Source organism: Mesorhizobium sp. M2A.F.Ca.ET.067.02.1.1 (assembly GCF_004023285.1).
GTDB lineage: Bacteria > Pseudomonadota > Alphaproteobacteria > Rhizobiales > Rhizobiaceae > Mesorhizobium.
Window position 1 is genome coordinate 61,012 of the sequence record NZ_RZSB01000004.1, and the last position, 10,413, is coordinate 71,424.

Genomic DNA, 10,413 nt, shown 5'->3' on the forward strand with positions numbered 1-10,413 from the left:
TCCACGCCCACTTCCCTGATGCAGCCCCTTCCCGACGCCCCAACGGATGAAAGACCTCAGTGACCTGGCAGACGAAGCGCTGTTGGAAATTGTCCAGCGCCAGACGTTCGGATATTTCTGGGACGGCGCGCACCCCGCAAGCGGCATGGCGCGCGACCGACAGCGGCTTGCGCCCCGGTCCGAGAATGACCTCGCTGCCATAGGCGGCACCGGTTTCGGGGTGATTGCCATGATCGTGGCCGTCGAACGCGGCTGGATCGCTCGCGATGACGCGATCGAGCATCTGAGCCGCATAACCCTTTTTCTGGAAAAGGTCAGCCGATATCACGGCATGTTTCCACACTTCGTCAATGGCCGGAGCGGGAAGACCATCCGCTTCGCTCGCAACGACGACGGTGGTGATTGCGTGGAGACGGCCCTGTTGTTCCAAGGCCTGTTTTGTGCGCGCCAGTACTTCAGCCGAAAGTCTGTCGCGGAAGTGCGCTTGCGAGAGCAGATCGGTCGGTTGTGGCGAGCAATCGAATGGAAGTGGTACTGCCGCGACGAGGAAATGCTCTACTGGCACTGGAGTCCTGGCTGCGGGTGGGCGATGAATTGCCCCGTCTCGGGATGGAACGAAGGACTGCTGCCTTATGTGCTGGCAGCTGGCTCTGACACCCATCCGATCAGGGCCAGCGCCTATCACAAGGGGTTCGCCCGCGACGGCCAGATGTGCAACGGGAAGAGTTTCTACGGCACAACGCTCCCACTTGGGCCGGACTATGGAGGGCCCCTGTTTTTGGCCCAGTATTCATTCTGCGGGCTCGACCCCCGGCGCCTGAGGGACCGATATGCGCATTACTGGCAACAGAATGTGGCCCATACTCGCATCAATTACGCACATTGCGCTCGCAACCCGCACGGGCATTCCGGCTATGGCCCCGATTGCTGGGGACTAACCTCGGGCCACGGCCCATACGGCTACGTTGCGCACGCGCCGGACAATGACAGGGGCGTTATTACTCCAAGCGCAGCCTTGTCCAGTCTTCCCTACGCGCCGGTGGAATCCATGCGGGCGTTGAGATGCTTCCTCACAAAGCCGCTTCATCGCATCTGGGGAATTTTTGGATTTGTCGACAGCTTCAGTGAGAACCTAAGTTGGTTTGCTCGAACCTATCTGGCTATAAATCAGGGGCCGATCATAGCGATGATCGAGAACCACCGTAGCGGGCTGATCTGGGAACTCTTCATGAGCGCGCCTGAGGTGCGCGAAGGCTTGAGCGTGTTGGGCTTCGTCGAGATCTAAGCCGTCTGACTGCGACATCCACAATGAATTGGCGAACGCTGCGCCCGAACCCAAACGGGTGTCGTTCAAGGCGATAGCAACGGCCGTGCCCGTAGCATCGCCAAGAGCGGCTGAGCGGATTCAGCAGCTCAAAAAAAAGTCATAATTCCCATTGAGCTTGGAGTATGTAAACGTTTACAAAAGTCGTACGCTAAAACGGGCTCGTCCATCATGAATGGAAGTCATTCCTCACCCTCCGGGCAAGCACTTCAAGGCCTGGTCAACCAGGCCGAGATGGTCGTCGATCTTGAAGCTGTGCGAGAGAACTACAGGCGCTTGTGCGCCATCGCTGGAGGGGTCGATTGCGCGGCTGTCGTGAAGGGCGACGCCTATGGGCATGGCATGATTGCGTGCGCGATTGCGCTGCGGCAAGTTGGCGCCAAAACCTTTTTTGTGGCAACTGCCAATGACGGCGTGGCGCTTCGAACCGTGCTGCAGGGGGCAACGATCTGTGTGCTGGGAGGCTTTCTGCCCGAAGAAACCGAGGCATTTGTCGGATCGAACCTTATTCCCGTCCTCAACAGCCGCAACCAGATCGAGGAATGGCACAGGGCAGCGAATAGGATCGGGCGCCCCCTCGACTCGATCATCCATTTCGACACCGGCATGAACCGGCTTGGTCTGCTTGCGGACGATGCCGCGTGGCTTCGCGAGAACTTGTCGCTGCTCTCGCGAATTCCGCCCCTCCTCTATATGTCCCACCTCTCGGCTGCCGACGATCTCGATTTCGACCGGTGCGAATTCCAGCGGAAGGCTTTCCTGAAAGCAGTCAGCGGGCTGCCTGCAGCGAAGCTGTCGCTGGCCAATTCGGCTGGCGTCTATCTGGGAGAGAACTATCTTTTCGGCATGGTGCGCCCCGGCAAGGCGACGTTCGGGATCAATCCGCTGACCGGCCGGAAAAACCCAATGCTGCAACCGGCCAGCGTGATAGCCCCGATCATCCAGGTCAAGACGATGAAGCGCGGTTCGCCTGTCGGCTACAGCTCGACATATCGGCTGGTCGAGCAGGCTAAGATCGCGACCGTCGCGATCGGCTATGCCAACGGCTACTCCCGAGCCGGTTCAAGCCGCGCCACGGTCTTTGTTCAAGGTTTCGCAGCCCAGGTTGTCGGCCGCGTCTCGATGGATCTTCTGACAGTGGATGTCTCGGCCGTTCCAGACTGGGCGCTGGTACCGGGGAGCCCAGTTGAAATTCTCGGCCCCAATGTTCTCGACCACGATCTCGCGATGGCCTGCGGGACGATTGAGCACGAGGTCTTGATTTCACTTGGCCGTGGTTGTGCACGCCGTTACGTCAATGAATAGCTCGCGCCATCGTGTTGGGTGCCCTAGCATGGACTCGCTCCCAGGCTGTGCCAGGCACTCGGCCGCCAATGGGCACCTGACGTGCTCGTTGGCGGCCCCGAAATCACAGGCAGCGGGACGGGTTGCTGCCAATCCGCGATCATCATGACAGACCCGCCCTCGGACGAACCCCCAATCTACCGCAGCTTCCCCGATCTTGTCGCTACGCTCGAACCCATTCTGCTGCGCAACGGGACTTCGGATGACGTCGCTCGCGTGCTGGCCACGAACTGTGCGAGCGCCGAACGCGATGGCTCGCAAAGCCACGGCCTGTTCAGGATGCCGGGTTATGTGAAGAATCTCAGGAGCGGCTTTGTCGACGGTCGCGCCGTCCCGCACATTCGTGACGCAGGAACCGCCTACCTGCACGTCGACGCCGGCAACGGGTATGCCAGACCGGCGCTGGAAGCGGCCATGCCGCGAGCCATCGACAAAGCCCGGTCGGCCGGCGCGTGCGTGCTGGCCATCGGCAATGCCCACCATAACGGGCCGCTGTGGCTTGATGTCGAGCCATTCGCGGAGGTGGGACTGGTCGCGCTCGGCGTCGTCAACAGCGTCACTTATGTCGTCCCTCATGGTGGCCACAAGCGGCTCTATGGCACGAATCCGATGGCCTTTGCTGCGCCGCGGATAGATGGGCAGGTGCTGCTGTTCGACCAGGCGACAGCAGCGATGGCTCACGGCGAGGTAGCGGTCGCGGCGCGGGAAAACAAGCTGCTTCCCGAGGGCATCGGCCTCGACGCCAAAGGGCTGCCGACCCGCAGCCCGAAGGCGATACTGGAGGGCGGAGCGCTGCTGCCCTTCGGCGGGCACAAGGGCTCGTCCATCGCCATGATGATCGACATCCTTGCCGGAGCACTGAGCGGCAGCAACTTTTCCCATCAGGTCGACTGGTCGGCTCATCCCGGCGCGGAATCGGCTCATACGGGCGAAACCATTATCCTGATCGATCCGACCAGGGGAAACGGCTCACTGAGGATGTTCACGCAACGGATCGAGGATCTGGTCGCAGCGATGGCCGACGCCGGACAGACGCGCCTTCCTGGCGAACGCCGACTTGCCGCCCGCAAGTTGGCAGCCGAGCGCGGCATCGCCGTTGCGCCCGCGATGTGGAAGCAGCTGATGGTCCTGTGAGCGAGCGGCCAATCGAACGATAATCGTTGCGGTTACCGAGTCACCCAGACAAGCAGATACATGGCCGCTGTCGCGACAACCACCCAGAACCAGCCCCATAGGCGGGATCCCCCCTCGGTTCGGCCGCCGTTGCTTTTTTTTGGCACCTCGTCGTTGCCACACATTCCCAAATCTGGTGGCCGTCGTTCAGATGTCATTGAGCACCCGCAGCGCTGCCTCATGCAGGATGGCGTTTGCCGATGCCAGGATGTTTCCACCTCGCTCCGCGCGGCCCCCGTCGAAGCGGGTGACCACACCGCCAGCGGCCTCGATGACCGGGATCAGCGCTGCGATGTTGCAGGCTTGCAAGGAAAGTTCCACGCAAAGGTCGATCTGGCCGGCCGCGAGCATGGCGAATGCGTAACAGTCGCCCCCGTACCGCGTGAATTTGACCGACGAGGCGAGCCGAGCAAAGCCCCTGCCCGGACGGCGTGCGAAGGGTTCAGGAGAATTCGTGTGGCAAATCGACTCCGAAAGAAGCTGGACGCCACTTGTTTTCAAAACCGTCTCGCCGCGGGCAGAGCAACACACCGATCTTGTGCCATCGGACCAGAAGCATTCCCCGGTATCGGGCTGGCTCATCATGCCCATCGTTGCGCGGCCATTTATCGTGAGGCCTATCAAGGTCCCCCAGACCGGAAGGCCACACAGGAAAGCTTTTGCACCATTGATCGGATCGATGACCCACTGTACCGGCCCTGATCCTGAGGGCCCGAATTGGTCGCCCAGCATTGCGTCCATTGGATAGTTGGCGGCTATGATCCCGCGAATGGCTTTTTCGGCCGCGTGAGCCGCCTCGCTCACAAGCTCATATGCGATGTCGGTCTTGTTCTTGGCATTATGCGACCCTCTCGTGCGAAATCTCGGCAGCGTCTCGGCGGCAGCCGCATCGGCCAGCCTGCGGAAGAATTCGAAGTCCGGCAGCGCCTCATCGTCCCCTCGACGGGCAGCGCCAAGCGAGAGGCGCGCCTGCATCAGAGCCCCCTCTCCTCAAGAAGGCTATTGAGGCGCGCGCCGGTTTCCACCAGCTGACTGCCATATTGCGTAAGAAGGGATTGCTGCGCCTCTGTTCCGGCACATGACAAGGCACCGAATATCGCGGCAAGTCTCTCGCTCAGTGCCCTGCCTTCCTCCAGCGCTGGCCGGTCGGCAATGACGGCGGCAAGTTGATCGCGCGAAGGCTTTCCGATGCCAGGAACCGTGCGGGATCCACCGTCGATGTAGCCCGGAGGCAGTTCGCCCTTGCGGTTGACGATCCGACGGTTGAGAATCGCGTCGAGAATCTGGTCGACGGCCTGTTTGGCGCCGGCCACTCGAGAGGGATGATCGGTGTCGGCGGCCGCGTGCGGCAGAAGCTCGAGTCTGCCTGGAAACTTAAGAGCCAGCTGACGATACGGGACGAGCGGGCCGACGAAGCAGGATGTCTGGCCGTCGAAGAAGATGTCGGCGTCGACCGCGACATGGCGGACCTTTCCGCAATCAAGGGCGGCTGCCAGCGCCGAAGCATCGATGATCTCGCCGCGGTCATAATTTATGATCACGGCACCATCGTTGAGAAGTGAGAGTATCTCGCCGTCGATCAGTCCGACATTTGCGAAGCGTCCTCGAGCTTGGTCGAATGCGCCGAGGCCGGTGTGGGGGCTGATGAAGTCGGCGCCACGCGCAGCGTCCTGAAGCGTCGGTGCATATTTGAGGCCCTCGGCCTCTATCCACTCGCGGTGAATTGCGCGGGCATGCACACAGACACGCATGCGCAACGCCATGCAAAGCTTGGCCAACTCCCTGCCGATATTGCCATATCCAATGATGGCGATCTTCTTGCCTTCAATCTTTTCGGTGGGAAAATCGCGGAGGTTCCTCGCGGTGTCGAAATGCCCGTCGACCACCCTTTGATGCAATTCATCGACGGGGAGATCGGGAACCACCTTCAGCATCGCCTTGAGCGCCATCTGCGCCGTGGCCCGGCTGTTGAAGCTTGGCGTGTTCATCAAAGGCGCAGGGCCGCCGCCGTTGGGTCCTCCCCAGGACCTGGACTGCATGTTGCCGGTGCCCGCGCCGATGCGCACGCCGCCCTCTGAAAAGACCGACCCTTCCGGGATTGCCGTAGCTGCCGCAATGACGGCATCGTACTGACCTTTGTCGGTCTGCCGCAGGATCTCGGCGGCGCTGCTCAGGTCCGGCTGATAGGAGAAATGGACGCGGCCCGGCTCAAGCGCTTCACTGCAGACAGCCCCAAGGTGGAAGACGCCTCCCCTTGCCTCGATGTGCGCGCGTACCTCGCTATGGTCAGGCGCGCCCTCCGGCCCAAATCGCAATCCGATCGGATCAGCTATGAGCACGGTATAGGTTCGGCTGGCATCGCCGATGTGGCCGCTCTCGATTGTGCTCGGCGACTGAGAAAGGCGTTCTCCGAGTTTGTCGAGTTCCTCCTCGATCACCGCGACCTTGGCCCCAAGATAGGCATATTGCAGATTGTCCAGCAGCGCGACGACATCGTCTGGGGCGCGAACCCCACCGATCCAGGCGCGATAGTCGCCCGGCGTGCCCGGGAACGCGTTGACGTAACGGGCCACGTCCAGCCCGGGCTCGTGATTTCCGTCAGGATGGGTGATCCCTTCGTAGCCAAGCAGTTGCTTGGAGCGCGCAATGATGCGTGCGTGCAGACCCGAACTCTCCAAGGCTGGGTCCACCACCTTTAACAGCGTCACAGCGGCGCCGCGGCGTTCAGGCTCGGTGACGCTGAGCCGAAGCACCGGACTGCGCGACACCCAGTCGTTGATGGCGTCCCGATTGGCTGTTGAGCGTCGATTGAGATTCTCCACCGAGCCGAGCCGCCTCTCGGAGCGCAGTAGGCCGAAAGTCGTCTCTGCGAATGCGAGCGCGGAGTAGGTATTGATAACGCCGCCCAGCATCTTGTCGCCTTGCGGATCGTAAAGCGGTCCGACCGCGACCGAGCGATCGCCGCTCAAAGGCCGTTTGGGGTCCGCTGGCAAAGCGATTTTGAGCTGGCGAGGAATTGCCCAGGAAGGATCCCGCTGGTTGCGCTCGATCAGCCGCAGCGCTTGCGGCGTGAACGTCGCGACAAAGTAACCGGAGACGCCGCCGATCGCCTTCTGGAACGGCATGAACATGCAGGTCCTTGCCAGAAGTTCCCGCACGACGTGGTCGCCCCAAGGCATTGCTCCAAGCAGCGATGTGGCGTCCAGGACGGCGTGATGGTTTTCTGGGTCGCTGCGGAGCCATTCCAGGAGGTTGGAGATATCCTGCGATGTGTAGGTGGTGGCGCCAGTCGTTTCATGACCGACGCCGATGACGAGTTCGATCCCCAAGCCGCGCAGATAGCCGGCGGATGGAATGGTCCCTTCTGTTGGCGAGAAGTGTACCCGCCGTTCGTCGCCTCGCTTTGAATAGCGATGCAGTTCGACAAGCTGGGCACCCCAAGACTGGCGGAAGAAGCCGCCGGAGCCTGCCGCTTCCGATTCCGGCGCTGGCGTATCGACGTAGACCCCTTGCTTGTCGTTGCTCGCGTTCATTAGGTGCATGACGCAAGCGGTGAAGCCGCTATGTCCTCCTCCAAGTCCGACCGCCATCTGGTTCGACTTGGGGAACCCGAAGTAGCGATGTATCTCGCGCATCATGTCGAGCAGGATCTTGTCGGCCGGATAGCCGCGATGCATGCTGCGGCCGATCTCCGCGGTGGTGAAGGGGCCGATATCGTTGCCTCTGTCGTCGAGCTTCCTGTAGTTGCGTTCCAGCCAGGCATCGAACTCGAAACGCAGGAGCCGCGCATCAACCTCGTCGGCGGTGAGATCGGTGATGGGGCCGACGCCAAAAAATGGGTTGGCGGTTCGCCTTGGGCGCCCGGCGGCCGTCAGCCGCAGCGCGGCAAGCCGCTCTGCCCTTAGCGTTTCTTTGGACGTCATCAGCCTACCTCAAAGCAATGGGGATCCACCTGCGAAGCCGCAGGCGCGTTCAGTTCCCGATCGGGAATGTGCTGGCCAGCGCAGACGCTGGCCAGGCGATGTCGTCAGCGCAGTTGGATCCACACGGCTTTCGTCTCCGTGTACTGATCGTGCGCGGCCAGGCCCTTGTCCTTGCCGCCGAAGCCGGACTCCTTGTAGCCGCCAAACGGCACGGCAAAGTCGCCTTCCGAATAGCAGTTCACCGAAACAGTTCCTGCGCGGATTTGCTTGGCGACACGGTGGGCGGTGTTGAGATCGTCGGTGTAGAGGGACGCGGCGAGGCCGTAGTTGGTGTCGTTTGCCAGGCGCACCGCCTCAGCCTCATCATTGAAAGTGATCACCGATAGCACCGGTCCGAAGATTTCCTCACGGGCGATCTTCATGTTGTTCGAAACACCATCGAAGATAGTCGGCTCGACGAAGCTGCCGCCCGTACCCGCCAGTATCTGGCTTCCGCCCAGGGCGATCCTGGCGCCTTCCTTGCGTCCGGTTTCGATGTAGGAGAGCACCTTGGCAAGATGCTCCTGCTCGATCATGGCTCCAATGCGCGTCGTGCGCTCGAGCGGGTCGCCAACAGTCCAGGATTGGAAGACTGGCTTCAATTCATCAAGCAGTCGGTCCTTGATGCTCTCATGAACGATGAGGCGCGAGCCAGCCGAGCAGTTCTCGCCCTGGCAGAAAAGAATCCCGGTCGCGACGTTCTCGACTATCGGAGCGAAATTCCTGACGTCGCCCATCACGATGGCAGGGCTCTTGCCGCCGCATTCGAGGATGATGCGCTTCATGTTTGAGTCTGCCGAATATTTGAGGAATAGCCGACCCACCTCTCCCGATCCCGTGAAGCTGACGCAATCGATGTCTCTGTGCAGGCCTATGGCCTGACCGGCAGTCGGTCCCAGGCCAGGAACGACGTTGAACACGCCATCAGGTATGCCTGCCTCGGATGCCAGCGCCGCCAGCCTGATCAATGACAGGGATGTCTGCTCGGCCGGCTTCAGGACCAGGGAGTTGCCCCCGGCCAGGGCGGGCGCCAGCTTCCACATGGCGACGAATAGCGGGAAGTTCCAGGGGATCACGCCGCCGACGACGCCGATCGGCTCGCGCACGATCATCGACACGACGTCGCGTGGCGCCGGAGACACCTGGTCGTAGATCTTGTCGGTCGCCTCCGCATGCCAGCGCAATGTCTCGATGGAGTCGGGCAAGTCGACATTGATGGAATCGTTGATAGGCTTCCCGCAGTCGAGCGTTTCGATGAGCGCCAGCTCGGCGCTGTGTTTCTCGATCAGATCCGCAAAGCGCAGCAGGACTTTCTTGCGTTCTCGCGGCGGCAGGCCCGACCAGGTGCCGGCTTCGAAGCTGCGGCGCGCCGCCTTGACCGCGAGATCGACGTCCTCCGCCCCGCCGGCAGCCAGGTTGGCCAGCAACTTGCCTGTTGCCGGATTCACCGTCTCGAAGGTCTCGCCCGATTTGGCCGCGACATAGGCGCCATCAATGAAGGCCCTGGTCTCGAATTTCAGTGTCTTGGCTTCGGCGTGGAAGTCTGTGTGGACATTCATGTTAAACTCCTGCGGATCGCATTGAAGGGTGTCGATCAGGCGTTAGGCCAGGTGTCGGAAAGCGTGTATCCGGTGGGGAACGGATCACTCGGATCGAGCACGAACTGGTGGAAGCCGGTGATCCAGGCCCGCCCGCTGATCGCGACGGAGACGGCATCGACGTTGCCCACCTTGGAAGTCTGGAATATCTCGCCCTCGAACTTTGTCCCGATGATTGATTCGTGGATGAATTTTTCGCCGGGCGCGATCTCGCCGCGGGCATGGAGGAGCGCCAGCCGCGCGCAAGTCCCGGTGCCGCAGGGCGAGCGGTCGAGGCGGCCAGGCGAGACGATCACGCCGTTGCGCGATGACTTTACCCCGTCGCTGACCGTGAGCGGACCGGCGAAAAGTGTCTGGTTTATGGTGTGAATTGCAGGGTTCTCGGGATGGATCGAAGGCAGCTGCTCAGCCGCCGCGCGCTTGATCTTTTCCCCGACGTCCGACAGGTCGCGCGCTTCCGATGGCTCGATCGCGAAGCCGCAGTCGCCTGCATCGACGATCACGTAGATCATCCCGCCATAGGAGACGTCGACGCGAACAGATCCAATGCCAGCCACCTCGATCATCCGGTCGCGATGCAGGACGAAGGATGGCTGGTTCCGGAACTTCACGCTTTCGCATTTTCCGTTGCGGCATTGCGCCTCGACCTCGATCAGCCCCGCCGGCGCCTCGAGTGTCAATTTGGTGACGGGCTCCTGCATGGCGATGACGCCCGTCTCAAGCAGCACGGTGACCGTGCAGATGGTGTTTGTCCCCGACATCGGCGGATAGGACGCCGGCTCGATGATCACGTACCCCATCTGGGCGTCGGGGTGAGACGAGGGCAGGACCAGATTGGTGCACAGTGTGACTTTGCCGCGCGGCTCATGGAGAAGGAACGCGCGAAGATCGTCGCCCTTTGTCTCCAGCCAGCGCGCCTTTTCGAACATCGTCTTGCCAGGGACGTCGATGACGCCGCCGGTGATGACGTCGTTGGGCTCGCCCTCGGCATGGGCGCCGACAACGTTTATCA

7 protein-coding genes are annotated in these 10,413 nt (G+C 61.6%); 3 read left to right on the plus strand and 4 right to left on the minus strand.

Annotated elements, in window-relative coordinates; all coding sequences use genetic code 11:
* Window positions 1-46: 46 nt before the first annotated feature.
* From EOA28_RS01435 to EOA28_RS01445, 3 genes are all read left to right on the plus strand, one after another.
* Window positions 47-1,285: a glucoamylase family protein gene (locus tag EOA28_RS01435; protein WP_128314449.1), complete on the plus strand. Its 1,239-nt coding sequence runs from the start codon at window positions 47-49 to the stop codon at window positions 1,283-1,285.
* Window positions 1,286-1,558: 273 nt separating this feature from the next.
* Window positions 1,559-2,629 (plus strand): alanine racemase, encoded by a 1,071-nt coding sequence (gene alr, locus EOA28_RS01440; protein ID WP_210214907.1) that lies wholly within the window; start codon window positions 1,559-1,561, stop codon window positions 2,627-2,629.
* 144 nt (window positions 2,630-2,773) lie between these two features.
* Window positions 2,774-3,802 (plus strand): Ldh family oxidoreductase, encoded by a 1,029-nt coding sequence (locus EOA28_RS01445; RefSeq protein ID WP_128314451.1) that lies wholly within the window; start codon window positions 2,774-2,776, stop codon window positions 3,800-3,802.
* 186 nt (window positions 3,803-3,988) lie between these two features.
* Here EOA28_RS01445 and EOA28_RS01450 read toward each other — a convergent pair whose 3' ends face one another.
* From EOA28_RS01450 to EOA28_RS01465, 4 genes are all read right to left on the minus strand, one after another.
* A complete protein-coding gene (locus EOA28_RS01450; protein ID WP_128314452.1) occupies window positions 3,989-4,816 on the minus strand; it encodes an inositol monophosphatase family protein in 828 nt (275 codons plus the stop codon).
* Entirely contained in the window at window positions 4,816-7,764 is a 2,949-nt protein-coding gene (locus EOA28_RS01455; RefSeq protein WP_128314453.1) for an NAD(P)-dependent oxidoreductase, read from the minus strand. Before EOA28_RS01455 ends, EOA28_RS01450 begins: the two co-directional genes overlap by 1 nt.
* A 104-nt stretch (window positions 7,765-7,868) precedes the next feature.
* Window positions 7,869-9,362: an aldehyde dehydrogenase gene (locus tag EOA28_RS01460; protein ID WP_128314454.1), complete on the minus strand. Its 1,494-nt coding sequence runs from the start codon at window positions 9,360-9,362 to the stop codon at window positions 7,869-7,871.
* A 35-nt stretch (window positions 9,363-9,397) separates the two neighbouring features.
* Complete coding sequence (locus EOA28_RS01465; protein ID WP_128314455.1) at window positions 9,398-10,411, minus strand: proline racemase family protein; 1,014 nt, start codon at window positions 10,409-10,411, stop codon at window positions 9,398-9,400.
* Window positions 10,412-10,413: the final 2 nt, after the last annotated feature.